General features: G+C 57.6%; 16 protein-coding genes. 4 read left to right on the top strand and 12 right to left on the bottom strand.

Annotated features, from left to right (window positions below; genetic code table 11):
- Window positions 1-63: 63 nt before the first annotated feature.
- From NNL35_RS13160 to NNL35_RS13145, 4 genes are all read right to left on the bottom strand, one after another.
- Complete coding sequence (locus tag NNL35_RS13160; RefSeq protein ID WP_006675296.1) at window positions 64-633, bottom strand: manganese catalase family protein; 570 nt, start codon at window positions 631-633, stop codon at window positions 64-66.
- A gap of 48 nt (window positions 634-681) precedes the next feature.
- Window positions 682-957 carry a spore coat protein CotJB gene (locus NNL35_RS13155; RefSeq protein ID WP_111155336.1) on the bottom strand — a complete coding sequence of 92 codons (276 nt, stop codon included), beginning with the start codon at window positions 955-957 and terminating at the stop codon, window positions 682-684.
- Entirely contained in the window at window positions 954-1244 is a 291-nt protein-coding gene (locus NNL35_RS13150; protein WP_006675294.1) for a spore coat associated protein CotJA, read from the bottom strand. Before NNL35_RS13150 ends, NNL35_RS13155 begins: the two co-directional genes overlap by 4 nt.
- A gap of 94 nt (window positions 1245-1338) precedes the next feature.
- Window positions 1339-1863, bottom strand: coding sequence for a Crp/Fnr family transcriptional regulator (locus NNL35_RS13145; protein WP_006675293.1), 525 nt, complete (start codon window positions 1861-1863; stop codon window positions 1339-1341).
- 231 nt (window positions 1864-2094) lie between these two features.
- Between NNL35_RS13145 and NNL35_RS13140 the strand changes: the two genes are divergently transcribed.
- From NNL35_RS13140 to NNL35_RS13130, 3 genes are all read left to right on the top strand, one after another.
- Window positions 2095-2511 carry a YhjD family protein gene (locus NNL35_RS13140; protein ID WP_006675292.1) on the top strand — a complete coding sequence of 139 codons (417 nt, stop codon included), beginning with the start codon at window positions 2095-2097 and terminating at the stop codon, window positions 2509-2511.
- A gap of 220 nt (window positions 2512-2731) precedes the next feature.
- The gene (locus NNL35_RS13135) at window positions 2732-4000 is read left to right on the top strand and encodes a DNA polymerase IV (protein WP_006675291.1); all 1269 of its coding nucleotides are present in this window, start codon (window positions 2732-2734) and stop codon (window positions 3998-4000) included.
- On the top strand, window positions 3997-4503 hold the full coding sequence (locus NNL35_RS13130) for a YhjD family protein (protein WP_006675290.1): 507 nt from the start codon (window positions 3997-3999) through the stop codon (window positions 4501-4503). The genes NNL35_RS13135 and NNL35_RS13130 overlap by 4 nt, the downstream gene beginning before the upstream one ends.
- Before the next feature lie 208 nt (window positions 4504-4711).
- Here the strand turns inward: NNL35_RS13130 and NNL35_RS13125 are convergent, their stop codons facing one another.
- Complete coding sequence (locus tag NNL35_RS13125; RefSeq protein ID WP_006675289.1) at window positions 4712-5815, bottom strand: hypothetical protein; 1104 nt, start codon at window positions 5813-5815, stop codon at window positions 4712-4714.
- 316 nt (window positions 5816-6131) lie between these two features.
- Here NNL35_RS13125 and NNL35_RS13120 point away from each other — a divergent pair, with 316 nt between their 5' ends.
- Window positions 6132-6815 (top strand): SOS response-associated peptidase, encoded by a 684-nt coding sequence (locus NNL35_RS13120; RefSeq protein WP_006675288.1) that lies wholly within the window; start codon window positions 6132-6134, stop codon window positions 6813-6815.
- 525 nt (window positions 6816-7340) lie between these two features.
- Here the strand turns inward: NNL35_RS13120 and NNL35_RS13115 are convergent.
- From NNL35_RS13115 to NNL35_RS13085, 7 genes are all read right to left on the bottom strand, one after another.
- Window positions 7341-8321 carry a DMT family transporter gene (locus NNL35_RS13115; RefSeq protein WP_006675287.1) on the bottom strand — a complete coding sequence of 327 codons (981 nt, stop codon included), beginning with the start codon at window positions 8319-8321 and terminating at the stop codon, window positions 7341-7343.
- Between the two features lie 38 nt (window positions 8322-8359).
- Window positions 8360-9187 carry a carbohydrate ABC transporter permease gene (locus tag NNL35_RS13110; RefSeq protein ID WP_006675286.1) on the bottom strand — a complete coding sequence of 276 codons (828 nt, stop codon included), beginning with the start codon at window positions 9185-9187 and terminating at the stop codon, window positions 8360-8362.
- The gene (locus NNL35_RS13105; RefSeq protein ID WP_006675285.1) at window positions 9184-10101 is read right to left on the bottom strand and encodes a carbohydrate ABC transporter permease; all 918 of its coding nucleotides are present in this window, start codon (window positions 10099-10101) and stop codon (window positions 9184-9186) included. Before NNL35_RS13105 ends, NNL35_RS13110 begins: the two co-directional genes overlap by 4 nt.
- A 73-nt stretch (window positions 10102-10174) precedes the next feature.
- On the bottom strand, window positions 10175-11434 hold the full coding sequence (locus NNL35_RS13100; RefSeq protein ID WP_006675284.1) for an ABC transporter substrate-binding protein: 1260 nt from the start codon (window positions 11432-11434) through the stop codon (window positions 10175-10177).
- 248 nt (window positions 11435-11682) lie between these two features.
- Window positions 11683-12849 carry a response regulator gene (locus tag NNL35_RS13095; protein WP_006675283.1) on the bottom strand — a complete coding sequence of 389 codons (1167 nt, stop codon included), beginning with the start codon at window positions 12847-12849 and terminating at the stop codon, window positions 11683-11685.
- Complete coding sequence (locus NNL35_RS13090) at window positions 12827-14557, bottom strand: sensor histidine kinase (protein WP_006675282.1); 1731 nt, start codon at window positions 14555-14557, stop codon at window positions 12827-12829. Before NNL35_RS13090 ends, NNL35_RS13095 begins: the two co-directional genes overlap by 23 nt.
- A gap of 224 nt (window positions 14558-14781) precedes the next feature.
- Window positions 14782-16497: an amylo-alpha-1,6-glucosidase gene (locus NNL35_RS13085; protein WP_254553393.1), complete on the bottom strand. Its 1716-nt coding sequence runs from the start codon at window positions 16495-16497 to the stop codon at window positions 14782-14784.
- Between the last annotated feature and the right edge of the window lie 190 nt (window positions 16498-16687).

Raw genomic sequence — 16687 nt, 5'->3', positions numbered from 1 at the left:
TTGTGTCCATTTGCGTGAAACAAAAGCCGGCGTCCTTGGCGGCACCGGCTTCACCTTATCGTGTTAAAATATCTTCTTCGCATCCCGCTGTTCCTTCAAAATCTCCACTGCTTCCCTGAACCGGAGCGAATGGACGACTTCCCGTTCCCGCAAAAATTTCAGTCCGTCCTGCAAATCCACATCATCCGTCATATCGATCAGCCATTGATACGTCGCGCGGGCCTTCTCCTCGGCGGCGATATCCTCGTACAAATCGGCGATTGGATCGCCCTTCGCCTGAATATAGGTCGCCGTCCACGGGACCCCGGCCGCATTTTGATAGTACAGCGCGCTGTCATGGTTGACATAATGGGCCGCGAGCCCGGCCGCTTCCAATTGCTCCGGCGTCGCGTCCTTGGTCAGCTTGTATACCATGGTGGCAATCATTTCCAGGTGGGCGAATTCTTCCGTCCCGATATCGGTAAGCAAGCCGATAACCTTATCCGGAATCGAATAGCGCTGATTCAAGTAGCGAAGCGCCGCCGCCAGTTCCCCATCGGCTCCGCCGTACTGCTCCAGCAGCAGCTTAGCCATGCGCGGATCGCATTTGCTGACGCGAACCGGATATTGAAGCTTTTTCTCATATACCCACAATGCCGCTTCCCTCCTAACGTTGGTTCCCCTTCTTCCCCGGGGCTTCCGTTACACCTGCCACGGCCACGGCGTGTCTGTCCAGGACCAAGGGCATTTCGAATAGAAGCCGCCCACCTGAAGAGGGCCGAACTTCTCCTGGAACTGCCTCGCTACCTTCATCCGTTCATGAACATAGTGATTGAACTGCTGGATGGCCTGATTGTCTTCGGGATGCGTATCCAGATACAGATTCAGCTCGACCAGCACAAAATCGATTTCCTGCAGCTGCAGCAGGCTGTCATAATACTCCCGAGTGCAGAACGGGTGCGTGCCATGTGTGCTCAAGCCGTTCCCTCCTCCCGTCTGCCCTTCGGCCGATAAGGGCTGAATAATGCCGGCCACAGCGTTCCGCACCGCAGCGCCTGCGGCGGCGGGAATTGCGGCAAATTCGGGGGCTGAAACGTAATGAACAGATTCGGCGGCAGGACATAGGTCTTGTAGGGCAGCGGCGGGCAAGGATCGAACGGACCGCGGTACGGAATATAGACCCGCTCCTGGGAATACGGTCCCGGCCCGCATGCGGACGGCCTCGCTGCCGGTTCGGCCCAGCCAAGCGCTTGCTCGTTGTCCATAATGCTCGGTACCTCCTTTATCAAGTGAATAAATAACGCTTCACTTCCTACTCATATGAGCTTCCCGGAATGTCCCATGACATGAAAAAGCCGTTCATCGCTTCGTCATGGAATTGGCGCCCTGCCGGAGCAGACGATTGACCGTCTCGCGCCGGACTCCGATGAGCTGCCCGATCTCCTCCTGCGTCAGCATGTCCGTAAGCGGGGTCTTGTTCGTCATGGTGTCCAGCCACCGGGTCAGCAGCGCCAGCCGCTCGGCAGGCGATCCGATCGTCAGATGATCGAGCCGCTGCTGCATGAAGCGGAGCTTCTCCTGGAGCAGCTTGGCCACTTCGAGCGCCTTGCCGGAATTGTTCCGCAGCTCCTCGTACCACGCCTCCGCTTCCATCCGCTCTACCGTGCTGGTTACCATGGCCGTCGCCGTCCCATGGCAATCCTTCGGGGAGATAAGGGAATGATGCGGCACCATCTCGCCCGGATACAATATATTGAACAGCACGATGTTCCCGTTCTCATGCAGCCGGGTTACTTTGAACACGCCGCTCATGATCCGGTACAGGTACGTCCCCGGATCGCCTTGGCGGAATAATATCTCCCCGCGATGCAGCGTAATCTTCATTCCTGTCCCTCCTTCTTCCATCCCGGCTCTTTCCTTTCTTCTGTTCTTATTGTAAACCATTTTGCTCCCTTCCACCATCATTTACCCATTGAAACCAGAATGTTTGTTCGCTATATTGGTTATAAAATAGAACATAAGTTCGTATAATGAGGTTATCAATCTTTCCGCGGCCCCCGCGATTTCCAATCGGGGGCGCTGCATAGATGAACGTTACGCAAGGAGGAACCCGGTATGACTTTATTGTCCGCGACAAGCGGGCCTCCGCCTCATGACGGGGAAGACGCCCTGCTGGTGAAGCAGTATATCCTTCAGACCCTCGTCCTCGACGTGCTCGAGCGCGATATCGGCCGCATTGCCGTGTCGGGGCTGAAGATGGGAGAAATTTATATCCAGGGGTTGCGCCAGGCGCAGGACGACGCCGCCTCCGATCTGTTCCGCATCCGCAAGCAGTTCCGAAGCCGCGGGATTAAGATCGTATCCGAGGAACGGCTGGAGCACGGCGTGCGCGTGCAGTACGTGTGCCGGGGGTACCACCGCTCCTTCTACATGCTTGGCGGCCTGATCCGGGCCGAGGTGAAGAGCCTGCTGCAGCGCTATTTGCATATCTCTGCCGACCCGGATGATCCGGAGGGGACAGCAGACAGCTGAGCCGCATCACAGGCGGCGGAACGGCATCCGCTCCGCCCGCACGCCCCATACCGCCGCTTATCGGAACGAAGCTCCGGCAAACCGGCGGTATTATTGTGTATCGGCGCGGACCGCCATCCGATTCCATAAACTTCATTTGCATAGAGAATATATGTTCGGTATATAATAAACACGAATGCATGTTCTTATTTTTTAGACTCGATTGGTTGAGGTGGTTACATTGAGCGGAAGCAAGGAACGGATTATCTTTTTGGCGGACTGCCAAAGCTTCTATGCCAGCGTGGAAAAAGCGGATCACCCGGAATATAAACAGATGCCGCTCGTTGTGTCCGGGGATCCCGCGCGCCGATCGGGAATCATTCTGGCCGCTTGCCCGATAGCCAAAAGCTATGGAGTCACTACGGCGGAACGGCTTGGGGAAGCCCTGAACAAGTGCCCTCGCCTGATCGTGATGCGCCCCCGCATGCAGCATTATATTGACGTCTCGCTGCTCATTACGCAAATTTATGAACAATTCACCGATCTCGTCGAGACGTTCAGCGTCGATGAGCAATTTCTCGATGTGACCGGGAGCCGGACGCTGTTCGGTGACCCTGTAACCATGGCCAGAGAGATTCAGCGCAGCGTGCTCGAGCAGACCGGAGTATGGGTCCGGATCGGGATCAGCTCCAATAAAATGTTGGCCAAGATGGCAACGGATATATGGGCCAAGAAAAACAAAGAGGGCATCTTCGCCCTCGCTCCCTCCGACATCGAGAGGCTGCTGTGGCCTCAGCCGGTCAACAAAATGTTCGGTGTCGGCTCCCGCATGACGGCCCATTTTGCCCGCCTGGGCATGACGACTATCGGAGATATCGCCAGAACCCCGCTGCCGCAGCTCAAAGATAAATTCCGCGCCCGCTTCGGCAAGCAGTCGGATATTCATGCGGAAGTGATGTGGCGCACCGCCAACGGCCTCGATGACAGCCCCGTCTCCCCGGACACGTTCCGCACCCCGCCGCAATCGGTCGGCCATATGATGACCTTGCCCCGGGACTACGCCACGGAATCGGAAGTGGATACGATTCTTCTCGAGCTTACGGAGGAAGTCTGCCGGGATTGCCGGCGCAAAGGATATATGGGCTCGGTGGTTACCGTCAGCTGCATGTGCAGCCCGTACGAAGCGCCGACCGGGTTCTCCCGCCAAATGACGATGCCGGATCCGACGAATAATACGAACAAAGTATTTGCCGCGGCCAAGCAGCTTTTCTATACGTTTTGGAACCGCAGGCCGGTCCGCCGCGCCGGCATCATGCTAAGCAAGCTGGTGGACGATCAGCTGTATCAGCTTACCCTGTTCGAGGATCAGGAAAAAGCGAGAGCATTGGAGAGAGCGACGGACGGCATCAAGGAACGGTACGGCAATGCGGCGATCGTCCGCGCCTCCTCCCTGACCGCCGCCGGTCAGGCAGCAGACAGAGCAGCCAAAATCGGGGGGCATTATAAATGAGCAAAAAACTCCAAAAAAACGGTCTGTGGGAATCGAGCAGAATGATGCTTCCCCAGCATAAGGAAGCGCTGTTGAACCGCCGCGTGGACCTCGATCAGCCTGCTCCCCCTGTTCCGCCCTCCCCTCCGAAGCAGGAAGAGCTGGAGCTGATGAAAAACTATGTCATGCTCTCCCATTTGCAGACGATGGTGACCCGGAAAATCCGGGACATCGAGCGCTCCTCCGAAACGCTGAAGCCGCTGTATGCCCAGGCCGCCCAGGTTCTTGCGCAGCATATTGACCGGGATTTATCCAAGGCGGGACGCGCCATGCTGGAGAAGAACATCCATCTCTTCGCCGGGGAGCATGACGGCCAGGCGATTACGTACCCTTATACCTGCCGCGGCCATGAGGGCAGCTTCCTCATTACGCGGGAATATATGCGGGCCGATATGAGCAAGAGGCTGGGGAGATATACCGATCATCTGGTGGCGGCTCTCCGCAAGTCCTCCATCCAGGCGTAAGCGGCGGGCACCGGCCAGGTCCAGGTCTGGCCGAGCCGGGCGCGGCCATTGGAGACGTCTATTCTAAATGGATTTCCACACTTATCATTGAAAGGAAAGTCTAGTAACCATATTAAACGTTTGTTCTCTATGCACCAAAAAATGCCCCCTCATATCTATCGAATTATCGGGATGAAGTAGGGGGCATTTCAAATTTTAGCTGTGAGGATTATTGTTCTACAGTAATACTCCACTTACCATCTGCCCGTATGCTTATAATATATAACCCATCATCCTGAACACTATTAGCTGATGAACCGGAATAATGACCTATTTCATTTACTATCGAAGAACCATTTACCTTGACAATAAAATTGGATTTACCTAGGTGTTCAGAAGAAAATTTAGTGAGGCCACTTTTTAGATTAACGAAAACGACATCATCACCTTGGCCGGTGAATGATGCAGGAGCGTCTTTTGCCTCAGAAGTGGGCGATTGTGAAACTTCAATGCTCCAAGGACCATCAGCTTTTACATTAAGGAGATGCTTACCTTCATTCTTGATTAGGGAAAACGTAGAACCATCGTAATTTCCAATTTCATTAACCAATGAAATTTTCTTTCCTGCCTGGTCTAATAAATGCAGGATAAAATTTGAACTTCCAGTATGTGAAGCCTTAACAATAGCATAACCTTGGTTCAAACTAAACATATCTGTGGCCGTATCACCCGATCCTTTAAGCGCAATAGGAACAGATTTCAAATAACTTTCTTGAAAAGAAATGATTTTGCCCGAAAAGGCTTCCGTAACTCTTTCCCCGGTTATGTATTCACCAGCTGAACCGTAAATTTCTATGATTTTCTCTGATTGTAGAGATGGGTAAAATGTAAGTTTGGCAGTTATATTTCCATTTGCATATGAGGAAATATCAACTGTGTGTTTAAATTTCCCCGTCTTAACCTGAATTTTACCCTCTTCTTGATTAATGTCGTTTGAATCGTTATAAACAACGTAGTGGAGGACAGCTCCATCTTGTAAGTTCGTTTCTCCTAAAAAAACAACCTTCTTGTCGTCAATGGTAATTTTGTTATCAAATGTTATTTCAACCATCTTCTTTTTAGGTTCAGCAGCTACAGGTTCAGTATTACTTTCTGGAGCCTTCTCGCTTGTTATGGTCTCATTATTGGAGACAACTTCGGTAACTTGCTTCTCTGACGGAGTTTCAACGTTTTTATAACTAAGAGAAATAAGGTAGCCGAAAATTAAAAGTATGATGATGACCCAAAACCACCATTGCGTATACATCTTTTTCTTGTTTTTTACTTCTTGCAAAATGATACCCCTTTCTTATATCGTATAGGTTAATTTACCCAATATTATACACCAAAAGACTTAGTTTGGTGATGGTGACCATATTAATATTAACTAGATATTTTGGTGCACTGAGGTAGGTCTTCATGACACCCCATGTCGATTTGTAAAAAGGTCTGAAATTTTGCAGGAACGACAAGTTATTCACTCGCTCGGGTTCAGAGAAGCGGAAGAAGATACGAAAAATATATTAGATCGCTCGAAACGTCGGCTTTTGGATAACCTAGAAAAATCGAGTATAATGAAATCTACCAATAAAATTTGGGAGGGGAGAAGCATGTGCGGGAGATACTCATTGACGGTGAGCTTGGAGGAGCTGCTCGCCTATTATGCGCTGGAGGAGGATGCGGCTGCGGCCCTGATCTCTTACGGGCCCCGCTTCAATATCGCTCCGGGACAGCCCATCCCGGCCGTCATCCATGACGGGGCGAAGCTGAGAATCGGCCCGCTCCGCTGGGGGCTGATCCCCTCCTGGGCCAAGGACGAGAAGATCGGCTGGCGGACCATGAACGCCCGCGCCGAGACGCTGCGCAGCAAGCCGGCCTTCCGCCTTCCGTTCGAGCGCAAGCGCTGCCTCATTCCGGCGGACGGCTTCTACGAATGGAGAACGGAGCCGGACGGCACGAAGCAGCCGATCCGGATCGTAAGGCGGGACGGCGGTCTCTTCCAGTTCGCCGGCTTGTACGACACCTGGTTCGATGCCGAAGGGCGCAAAGTAAGCACCTGCACAATCATCACCACCGAACCGAACGAGCTGATGGCTCCGATACATGACCGGATGCCTGTCATCGTGCCGCCCGAGCAGATGACGATGTGGCTCGACCGCGGCACGACCGACACGCTGCGGCTGGATCCGCTTCTGCGGCCCTATCCGGCCGATGAGCTTCGCGCTTACCCGGTGCACAAGCGGGTAGGCAATGCGAAGACGGACGATCCCGCTTGCATTGAGCCGCTCTCATAACACGATACTCGATCCGACAAAAGGCTGTCCCCTAGGCAATGCACAAGGATGCGGGGCAAGACGGGATGTACAGATAATATAGAGGCAGGAAGACGGCGGAGGGAAAAGCGGTGGAATATGGACGGGTTGAGACCAGGCTGTTGTGAGACGAGGCTGTAAGACGGAGCTGATGAAATGAAATCCTGCGCGAATGCAGGAATTTACGCTATTTGTGCCCGTATTTGAGTAAATTCCTGCAAAAGTGCATTATTTTGCTCGATTCCTGCGCTCTATTTATGGTACAGCCTGAAATTCCTGCAGTTTTGCAGGAATCCCTGTAACGGGCGAAACCTCATAATGGAAAGCTGTATTTTTGCATTATTTCGGCAAGCCAAGCTTGGAGAAAGAGGGGGTTGTCTCATCACTGCAGCGCGAAACACTGCTGATGGGACAGCCCCTCTTGCGTTCAGGCCAGGCCCTGCCTCCCACGCCTCCGCTCGGCCGGCCTGTCCCGGCCTGTCCGGCGGCGGATCTACCGTCTCGCCGTCAAGAACTGCGCCGGCCGCTGTCCTGGCGCGGGCACCCGTCCCCGCCGCGCGGCGGCGCGTCCGGCTTCCGCTGCGGCTGCTCGTCCGGCGGGCGGCGATCCGCCAGCTCGGCGTAGAGCATGCCGCCGAGAATGAGCGCGCAGCCCAGCACGGCGGACCAGCCGAGCCGCTCGCCGGCGAAGATGACGCCGGTCAAGGCGGCGAACACCGGCTCGGTGGCGAAGATAATCGCCACCCGCGCCGCGGAAGTATGCTGCTGGCACCAGGTCTGCGCCCAGTACGCGAAGCCCGTCGAGAGCAGGACGGACACGAGCAGGGCGAACAGCACCTCCGGCTTCGCGAAGCCGGCCAGCCGTTCGCCGAGCGGGGCCGCCGTCTCGGTCAGGCCCGAGAGCAGCGCGGCGAGCACGCCCACCGTAGCGAACTGAACGGTGACGAGCGGCATCGTCTCATACCGGGGCGCATACAAAGCCGTCACCGCGATATGAAGAGCGAAGCAGACCGCCCCGAAGAAGACGAGGATATCCCCGCGGTTCAAGGACAGGCTGCCGCCGTCCACCGCGAGCAGATACAGTCCGGCGAAGGCCGCCCCCGCCGCCATCCAGGTGGCGGCCGACAGGCGCTGCTTCGCGATCAACAGCGAAGCGAACGGCACGAAGACGACCGACATGCCGGTAATGAAGCCGGTATTCGTCGAGGTCGTATACTGGAGGCCGGCCGTCTGCAGCGAGAAAGCGCCGAACAGCCACAGGCCGAGCACAGTCCCGTGAAGGAGCAGCCTGCGGTTCCACCGCGCTTTGCGGAGGCGGCCGCTCGCCAGCATCATCAGCAGGAACAGCAGAGCCGCTCCGGCGAAGCGCGCCGCGTTGAACGCCAGGGAAGATACATCATCAAGCGCTCTCTGCACGATAAGGAAGGTCGATCCCCAGATGAGAGCCGTAATCAATAAGCATAACTCGGATAGCCGCGCCCGATTCACACCGGATCTCCCCCTTTATTTTCATATCCTTCCATGACTCAGCCTTTGATGCCGGTCGTCGCAATTCCTTCAACGATGTAGCGCTGCGCCAGGAAAAAGGCCGCGAGCGGCGGAAGGCAGATGAGGAAGGTTACGGCCATGATGGAGACCATATCGACGCCGAACATGCCCCGGAATTGCGATAACCCGAGCGTCAGCGTATACTTGGTCTGATCGTTCAGGAAGATAAGCGGGCCAAGATAGTCGTTCCAGCTGCTCAAGATGTGGAACACCCCGACCAGAATAAGCGCCGGCCGCAGCAGCGGAACGATCAGCCGCAGGAAAATCTGCACCGGGTTGGCGCCGTCGATGCGGGCTGCCTCCTCCAGCTCGGTCGGGATGCCCATAATGAACTGCCGCAGCAGAAAAATAAAGAACGGCGACCCGAACCAGGCCGGCACGATGAGCGGCTTCAGCGTGTTGATCCAGCCGAGCGCATTGAATTCCATATAGAGCGGAATCATCGTGACCTCCCACGGAATCATCATCGATGCGAGCAGAATCAGGAACAGCGCATCTTTGCCGCGGAAGTGAAAGCGCGCGAAGCCGTAGGCGACCAGCGACGAAGAGAGCAGCTGCCCGATAAGCGACAGCCCCGTCACGATAAGCGAATTGTTCAGGTAGGTGCCGAACGGCTGCGATTGCCACGCCTTGGCGAAATTATCCCATTGGAACACGGACGGAATCCATTTCGGCGGAAACAGATATAGCTCTTCGGGCGTCTTGACCGCCGTCGTGATCATCCAATAGAAGGGCGCAAGGAACAGCAGCGAGAACAACAACAGCAGACTATAGACGACAACCGATTTCATGCGCGTTTCTCTCATTTGTCTTTCCTCATTTCCCCTTCGTAGTAGACCCAGGCCGATGAAGAGCGGAAGACAAGCGCCGTCAGCACCAGCACGATGATGAACATGAACCATGCGTTGGCGGAGGCGTACCCCATTTTCGAATATTTGAAGGCGTTCTCATACATGTACATGGCATAGAAATAAGTGGAGTTCAACGGTCCCCCGCCCGTCATGACCAGCGCCAGCGTCAATTGCTGGAATGCCGCGATGATGGTCGTAATGAGATTGAACAAGATCGTGGGGCTGAGCATCGGCAGCGTAATGCGCACGAATTGCGTCCAGCGTCCCGCGCCGTCGATGGCAGACACCTCGTACAGATCCTTCGGGATATTTTTGAGCCCGGCGAGGAAGATCAGCATCATCGTGCCTTGTCCCCACAGGCTGGCGATGACCATCGCCACCGGAGCCCACGTCGGATCATTCAGCCAATTCGGCCCTTCGATCCCGAAGATGGACAGCAAATAATTCAAAATGCCGTATTCCCCATCGAACACCCACGACCAGATCATGGCCAGCGCCACGCCGGAGATGACCGACGGCAAATAGAAGGCGGAACGGAAAAACCCGCTTCCCCGGACCCGCTGGTTCAGCAGAATCGCCAGCAGCAGCGCCACCCCGATATTGAGCGGCACGAACAGCGCCGCGAACTTGAGCGTCACCCCGAGCGAGGTCCAGAAGAGAGGGTCGCCCCGGAACATCTCCACGTAGTTGGCTATGCCTACGAAGGTCTTCTCGCCGACAATCGGCCATTCATAGAAGCTGATGACAAGCGAGAACACGAGCGGTCCTAATGTAAAAGCGAGAAACCCGATAATCCACGGCATTATGAACAAATAAGGAATCGCTGCCTGCCGCGGAAGGGCGGTCATCCGCCGGGTCGATCGTTGCATCGTTCATCGTCCTTTCCGCTGAAGAGAAGCGGGAGGCCCCGGAGAACGGTCATCTGCCGGGGCCCCGCCTGTCTTATTGATTTACATATTTCGAGGCATCCTCCACCGCCCGGTCGAGCACCGTCTTCGCATCCTGGCCGAGCATGACCGAGTCAATCGCCGTCGACAAATAGCGGTTGACCAGCTTCCAGTTCTTGTTGAGCAGGAAGGACGGGGTCATGTCGGACCGTTCCAGCATCCGGTAGAACGGCGCATACAGCGGATCCTGGTCGAATTTCTTCTCCTGAACGATGCTCTTCCGGATCGGCAGGTCGGAATTGCTGCGCATATTAATCGCTTCGTTCGAGATGAAGTATTTCGTGAACTCCCAGGCGAGCTCCTTCTGCTTCGACTGCTTCGCGACCGAGACGGCGCTCAAGGCGACGATGCCCTTGACCGGCTTGCCCGGAAATGCCGGCATCTCGACCGTGCCGAAATCGACCTTCGCTTCCTTGAAGCCGTCCAGCGGCCAGACGCCGCTTTCCCACATGGCGATTTTGCCGGCCTTGAACACATCTTCCCCGCTCATCTGATTTTTGCCGCCGACCAGCGTCGCCGCCTTATCCTTCAGCAGGTCGCCGAACAGCTGAATCGCGCCGGCCGTCTCGGGCCCGTTCATGAACCCGTCGATCTGGCTGCCGTCCTCGCTGACGAAGCTGCCGCCGTTGCTCCAGACGATGCCCTGCAGATCGTAAGGGTCATTCGTCGCCCGCAGGCCGAAGCCATACTGCTTCTTCTCCGGGTGGGACAGCTTCTTCGCGATGTTCTTGAACTCATCCCAGGTCCATCCGTCCTTCGGATACGGAATGCCCGCCTCGTCGAACAGCTTCTTGTTATAGTACATCGCTCTCGTCGTGAAGCCGCTCGGCAGCCCGTACGTCTGGCCATCGACCTTCACATAATGGAACAGGCTGTCGTAAATGTCATCCAGACCGAGATTCTCGTCCTTCTTCATATACTCGTCCAGCGGCTCCAGATTGGCATGATATGTCGGGAAATCCCACATCAGCATCACGTCGGGCGGATTACCCGCGCCGAACGAGGCCGCCAGCTTCTGATCGAAGCCGTCGGCGTACGGCTCCACCTGCACCTTCACGCCGGGATGCGCCTTCTCGAACGCCTTGGCGATATCCTCCTGCACCTTCAGGCTGTCTCCGGTATCCCAGGTCGCGAAGCGAAGCACCTTCTGTTCTCCGGCCTCCCCGCCTCCGCCGGAGCCCGAAGCGCCGCATCCCCCGAGCGCGACGGCAAGCATCGCGGCCAGCACCGCTGTCAACAAGCGTTTTGTCGTCATGTGTTCTCCCCCTGATTCGATAATGTCCTCTACTAACTAGAGGTAGTTCAAAAAGTCCGCTTTTGATCACGAAGGGATACAATGAAGTAACTCGGCATCGAATCTTGCATTCATTGAAAACCGGCCTTTTTGAACACGTATTTAAAGCTATCTCCACTTTAGAAAAAATAAAGCGTTTTCAAAACCGCTTGCTGTCAGGCGCCAGGGGGCATTTTGTTCGAATGGCGCCCTTTCCGCCCGTTCATGGGTCAAGATGACTTGCGCGATTCGCCTTTCTGTTCGGCCCGGTATTGCGAAGGGGTGACTCCGCAGCAGCGTTTGAACCACTTGCTGACATATTTTCCATCGATCATGCCGATCCGCTCGGCGATGTCCTGCAGGGTCAGATCCGTCGATGACAGCAGATCCATCGCGGCATCGAGCCGCATCCGGTACAAAAAGGACAGAAAGCTCTCGCCGACGGTCTTTTTGAACAGCATGCTGAAATGGCTGCGGCTCAAGCCAACGCGTCGCGCGACGTCGCTGGCCGACCACGGCTCGCTCAGATCGCCGGCGACGAGGCGCACCGCCTCGCTGATCGTCTCCGGCCAAGTATGCGGCTGCAGGCCATAGCGCCGCTCCAGCTCCGCCTCACGGTGCAGCTTCACGAGGGCCTGCAGCCAGTCGTCCAGCCCCCCCTGGAGCGGCCCGAGACGATGCCAATGAAGCGAGACGTTCCGCTGCTTCTCGTCGTTCAATATCCGCTCCATCCGCTCCCCGGCCTCGGCGCAGACCGTGTAGTAGCGCCGGCCGGCTCCGCACGGCAGCGCAGCGCATGGCTGCGGCAGACGAGCCTCCAGCCCGCTCCACGGATTCGCCGCTTCCTCCGCCTTCGCGGCATAGACGGTGCAGGGCAGGCTCACCCGCCAGGAAGCCCAGCACCGCTCCAGCTCGGCGCGGAAGCCGCCATCGAAGCCGGACAGCCACGCATAGAATGCGGCCTCCCAGCCAGCGGCGTCGCTCTCGGGCTGCGCCTCCGGGTCCGCTTCCAGCTCCGCCTGGAATTTGCGCAAATAGTAGTCGAGCTCGCTGTCCTCGAATGCCGTCTTCAGCAAATAGCCGGAAGCGCCAATCCGAATCCCCTGCTGGGCGTATTCGAAATCGCGATGGCAGCTCAGCAGCAGGATTTTGGCCTGGGGCGACTCTGCCTTAATCCGCTCGGCCAACGCAATCCCGTCCATTTCCGGCATGACGATATCGGTAATGATGACCTCCGGCCGATGCTGCAGGAAGGCTTCCCACCCCCGCACCCCATTCGGCACATCCGCGACGACCGTCATATGGTACTGGGCCCAATCCACGGTAGCCATTAATCCTTTGCGGACAATGCTTTCGTCGTCGGCAATCAGCACTTTAATCGGCATCCTCTGTTCCATGAAGATTCTCCTCCTGTCGCTTCGGCCAGCGCAGGACCATATCGGTTCCGCGCCCAGGCTCCGAACTCACCGTTAATCCGTATTCCGGGCCAAAATGCAGCTTGAACTTGCGATCGACATTGTAGACGCCAATGCCCCGCTTCTTGCGCCGATCCGGCGCTTCGCCCAGCAGAGCCAGCCTGCGCTCCTCGCTCATGCCCTTGCCGTCGTCGGACAGCGTCAGCACGAGATCGTCCCCCTGCTCCGCAATCGCCAAACGAATGACTCCCCGCCCGTCCTCGAACGCGTGGAAAAAAATATTTTCGAACAGCGGCTGCAGCGTCATGCGCGGCATCACATAATCGAGCAGAGACGCATCGATGTCCGTCTCATAACGGAACTCATGCTCATAGCGAAGACGCTGGATCTCCAGGAAATGCCCGATCACGGTCAGCTCCCGCCGCACCGCGACCAGCTCCTGAGCGAGATCGAGCCCGCCCTCCAGCACCATCGTCAGATGATACAGCATGCGGCGAATCTCCTCATTACCATGCAGCCGGGCCTTCCATTGAATCGAATTCAAGGTGTTGAACAAGAGATGCGGATGGATCTGATAGTGAAACGCCCGCAGCTCCGCTTCTTTTTTCAGCTTCTCCTTGACCGTAATCTGCTCGACCAGCTCTTCGAGCTGTCCGGCCATCCGATTGAAGCTGTGGGCCAGCACGCTCAGCTCGTCCTCGCCGCGCACGGGCAGGCGCGTGCCGAACCTGCCGCTGCCGGCCAGCAGCATCGACTCCTTCAACCGCTTGATTCGCTTCGTCACGGTCGAAGAGAACAAATAACCGAGCAGCAGGGCCAGCAGCACCGACAGCACGAACCCGATCGCCGTATACGATCGGATGACGTCGGTCGACTGATAGAACTGGCCATGCGGCATCCGGGCTTCGATCATCCAGTCGTTCGAAGCCAGCTTCGTCTTCCATATCATATCATCCGGCTCGGCGGCCTCCGCCCCCGCCGTTCGGTAGATCGTCCGCCCCGCGCCATTCGTAATCGTCAGCATGGCATGCGTATCCTTCTCGAAGGAGGAGAACAGCGCGAATAAGTTATCCGCTTTCATTTCCAGCAGGATGCGCCCGTTCCGCAGCGGCCCGTTCTGGTTGCGGATCGGAACGACCAGGCCAAGCAGCCGCTCCTCCGGGTCCGCCTTCTTGTAATGGCGGGACGTGTACAGCCCGGGCCAATATTCGCCATTGTAATCGGGCGGCATCGCCTGCCACCAAGGTTCGGCGAACAGCAGCTTCGTATCGATAGTGTTCTCGCCATAAAAATAACCGGATTCGGTGACGATGAAAATCCCCCGATCCTTCACCGTCTTCAGCGCATTCAGCATATCTTCCAGCTCATATTGATCCTTCAGCTCCCCGTAAGTCGACGGGATCTCGGTATACAGCACGCGTCGGGCCGGGTTCAGCAGATAAGATTGAATGTAGCCGGCCATCAGCTGGAGATGATTCAGCTCGGTGTCCAATTGATGCTGAAGCTGGGTCACCGAATTCGACCCGTAGCGTCCGAATTGCTCCTGCAGCAGCTCGGACGACTTGAAATAGGACAGCAGGCCAAGCGTGAACAGCGGCAAGACGGCCGCCCCAAGGAACAGCCCGACCAGCTTGACGCGCAGATTGCGCCGCGGCCAAGGGATGCGGGACAGGAACGGGATACGGGCCATAGCAATCCTCCTTCTGCGGTGTCGCGGCGATGTTGTAATGTGTGTCCTAACTATATCAAGGATAGGACAAGAGAAAAAGACACACGATTTTCCTGGTGCAAAAGGCGTGTCTCCTTCCAAGTCAAGCGTATCGAATCCTGTATCGCAGGGACGAAAGAGCCGGCTCCTGCCGCTCCAGATCTGCCTTGGCGGCCCTCTTCGCCTTAAGGGGGCCGCCTCTCCCTCTATTCCCTGCGCGGCCGCGCATATTCATGGGCCAGCATGAGGAAGACGCTCGATGTCCATGTAAAGGCCCGGTCGCGCAGCCCTTCCCCCGTCAGCGCATCGAAATTTTCCGCCATGCCGCTGCGGGCGGCCATATCGCAGAAGCGGCGCGCCGCCTCGGCGGCCAGCTCTGCCTCGCCGCAGCGAGCCAATCCGTCGACGAGCAGCATCATGACCGGGGCCCAGATCGGGCCGCGCCAGTAGCCGTCCGGCTCATAGGCCGGGCTTCCGATGCTCTCCGTCGCGAAGCCGTGCGGCGTGAAGAAGCGCCGCTCATCCGCCAGCGCCTGCACGAGCGCCGCGCGGATCTCCTGTGGCAGCCGAGTTCCGAGCACGAGCGGCAGGCACGCGATCAGACTGTCCTCGCCGACCGGCTCATGCGTGCCGGTGCGCACGGCCGTCATGCGGCCGTCCCGCCAGCAATGCGCCAGCATCCGCTCCAGCGTCCGATCCGCCCGCCGGCTCCAGGCCGCCGCCTCCTCCGGACGCTCCAGCCGGCGGGCGATCTCGGCCAGCGCATCGCATTGCAGCACGAGATAGGCCCCGAGATCGGGGCTCTCCACCGCGCCCGGCTCGTGGAAAATCGTGCTGTTGTCCCAGCCGCTGTCATTGCCGTGGCTGTATTGCGGCATGCCGTCTCCGTCATCGTCGCCATACCGGAACCACCACTCGGTCCACCGGGAGAGCGGCCCGTACACCTCCTGGAGCTGCCCGGGACCGATCCACTCGCTGCGCTCCATCATCCAGGACAGCGTCCAACCGTGGATCGGCGGCTTGCAGCAGTTCCAGAGGGCGTATTTGTCGTTCATGAAATCCGGCAGCGCCCCGCTCTTGTCCTGGCGATCGAAGAAGATCATGAACTGATCCCACGCCAAGGCCGGCTGCTCGCGAATGAGCGCCATCGCGTTGAAGCAATGATCCCAGCTCCAGATGTTGGTCATCCAGTTCTTGGACATATACATGGCCGGCCGCGGCAAATACCCTTCCGCCGGAACGACGCAGGACCAGGTAATATAAGCGGCCAGCAGACGGCCGTCCTCATAGGCGGACGGGACCGCCGGCGTCTTGCCAAGCCAAGCGGCGAACTCCGCCTCCGTGCGCGCCACGCTGTCGGCGAACGGCGGAAGCCCGGCCGGCTTCTCCCATACCGTCCGGTACTCCTGGATGAGCAGCTCGGCGGCCTCCGAACCGTCCGGCTGCATGGCAGCCGCGATATACTCGCAGCGGGTTCTGCGCCAGGGCGAGTCCATCGACAGCGTCCCCTGCAGCGGCGTCAGCATGAAGCGCACTTCGTTGCGGAAATCATTTACTTCCCAACGTCCCTCCGGCCGCGCCATCGCATAGTCGTAGTCTCCTCCCGCCAAGGTCAGGCGCAGGCCGACATGCCGCGCGCGCAGGCGAATCCGATCGGCCGCATCGATGCACAGCTCCACCCGGCCGCCGTCCCCGCTCTCCAGCTCCAGCAATCCCGGCGTCGCGCGGGACGTGAAGGCCAGGCTCTCTCCGTCCCGGATAAGCTCGATGCGGAACGCCGCTCCCGCGGACGTATCCCCGCCGCGCACCGTCCGGATATAGACGCCCTCCTCCTGTCCCGGGCGCGCCGGCAGCCAAGAGATCGCCAAAAAGGATCCGTAACGGCTGAACGGCACGGTACGTATATCAAATGCAAGCTTCATTCCTATTTCCCCCTTCTGTCTTGCCATGCCCCCAAAGCAAGCGCTTTCACAAATAGAGGAAGCGATGCCGCTGCCCTCTTATCTTCTATTGTAGCGGGTACGGCCGGGCAAGACGGCGCCGGGCTGTGCGGACTTGGGGGGCGAGATGTCCGGCCGCGCGGCGCGCTTCGTTCGATTGTTCGGCGAGAGG

It is taken from the genome of Paenibacillus dendritiformis (assembly GCF_945605565.1).
GTDB classification, from domain to species: domain Bacteria; phylum Bacillota; class Bacilli; order Paenibacillales; family Paenibacillaceae; genus Paenibacillus_B; species Paenibacillus_B dendritiformis_A.
This window is presented reverse-complemented; position numbering and strand designations above follow the sequence as displayed.